This window comes from Magnetospirillum sulfuroxidans, from assembly GCF_018224925.1.
In the GTDB taxonomy this organism is placed as follows: domain Bacteria; phylum Pseudomonadota; class Alphaproteobacteria; order Rhodospirillales; family Magnetospirillaceae; genus Magnetospirillum; species Magnetospirillum sulfuroxidans.
The window spans coordinates 1-1529 of record NZ_JAGTUF010000049.1; the positions used below are offsets into that span (position 1 = coordinate 1).

General features: G+C 55.1%; 2 protein-coding genes. One reads left to right on the plus strand and one right to left on the minus strand.

Translation table 11 applies throughout. The features are described 5' to 3' along the window. Nucleotides 1–5: 5 nt before the first annotated feature. Nucleotides 6–878 (minus strand): DNA methyltransferase, encoded by an 873-nt coding sequence (locus tag KEC16_RS19575; RefSeq protein ID WP_211552093.1) that lies wholly within the window; start codon nucleotides 876–878, stop codon nucleotides 6–8. A 148-nt stretch (nucleotides 879–1026) separates the two neighbouring features. On the opposite strand from KEC16_RS19575, the gene KEC16_RS19580 reads away from it, so the two are divergent. After that, nucleotides 1027–1497, plus strand: a complete 471-nt coding sequence (locus KEC16_RS19580) for an RES family NAD+ phosphorylase (protein ID WP_211552095.1) — start codon at nucleotides 1027–1029, stop codon at nucleotides 1495–1497. Nucleotides 1498–1529: the final 32 nt, after the last annotated feature.

Below are 1529 nucleotides of genomic sequence, written 5' to 3' on the forward strand. Positions count from 1 at the left end.
CGCCTTCACCCCTGCCGAGTGCGAGAACTTCTTCGCCGCTGCCGGATATGACCGTGATTGAGCGGAAAATGCTCTAGCATCACACCTTGACCCGCATAAGGGTCAAGGACGAGATCTCCAGGCCTGGATCCAATTAGGGCTATTCGTTCCGCCAGCTTCAGCGGGATATGCCCGGCAGCCACCTTTCCGCATCCACGCTCGACGGGTATGTCATCCCATACGGTACCTAGAGGTAATCCGGCGCTTTCCGCATCGACGAGATACTGCTTCAACGCAGGCCGGCCTTTGCCTGCGGGCATCAAAATCCGTCCTTCAGAGAACAGCTTCTCAAGGTTCTCAAGTGTGTAACGCCAAGATCGTCCGGGTCCGGGCATATAGCCACGCCACGGAAAGCACAGATTTGGCCTTTCTAAAGGGGCTTCTAATGAACTTTTTCGGAATGGCCCCCTCTCGTCCTCTGCCGATACAAAATACCTGCGTTCGGCTTCCCGGAGAGCGCGTCGAACTTGGTTCTCCGTTGCTGCGTCAGTCTTGCCGTAAAATAGGATGGTGTCGTGACGTAATTGTCTGTTCAAATTTGTCCGCATCCAGACGTATTCGGCTCGGAAATTTTGCTTGCCAAATATGTGGTCGAGGATCACCCGTATCGGCCCCGCAATTCCAGGATCGGAGAAATAGAACAAGCTTCCACGGTCGGACAAAACCCTGTGGGATTGCTCGATAACACGGGCAAATTCGCGAACTCGCGTTGAAAAATCTGGCGCGGCTGGGTTCTCAAAAGGCGGGCTCAAGAACACCATGTCAACCGCGCCATCACCCACGCGCTCCAGAAGCTCTCGTGCCTCTGCCTCGTACAGGGTTGTCGCTGCGATGGGCACGCGAGTCTCCAAATGGACGCGGGATACAACGAAAACGATTAATGCAAGAGGCCCAACCTGTCCACTGGCACGTTGGTGCGCGATGCAAGATGTCTATGGTTACGTCCGGTGTATAATGTGAAGCTGAATCGAAAAAATGGTGGATGCCATGGACGCCAAGAAGGACAGGCCTGAGTTCCAGTCGTGGCACAGCTTCCAGGAGTTTACACGGCTGGTCAGGCATGGCCGAAGGTACGTCTGGACCAAGGAAATGAAGGCGTTTCTGGATACGGTTCTCGCGACCATGGATGAGCGCATCGTAAAGATTTCCCAAGGAACATTGCTGTTTCGCGCTCAGCAAGGGGTCCGATACGAACCTACCACCGATGATGAAGGGAATGAGATTGGGGAAGAGCGCGTTGGGTACGGCGCGGAACGTATGAAGCCGCTCGCCAACCGAGCAAAAGAAGGGCGGATAAACCCTGCGGGCATCCCGGTTCTCTATCTGGCATCATCCGTTCAGGCAGCTATTTCCGAGACAAGGCCCTGGGTCGGGTCTGAGCTTTCAGTGGCCCAATTCGAGGTCTTGCGCGATCTAACAGGCTGCGGAAAAACCCTTTCATCTGAGGCTGCATCGTGATTCGCTTCTCCTGCTGAGTTCGGAGGGGGGGG

Bases quoted from the DNA above. Each gene is read 5' to 3' on its own strand.
- KEC16_RS19580 (WP_211552095.1), top strand. From the start codon at position 1,027: ATGGACGCCAAGAAGGACAGGCCTGAGTTCCAGTCGTGGCACAGCTTC.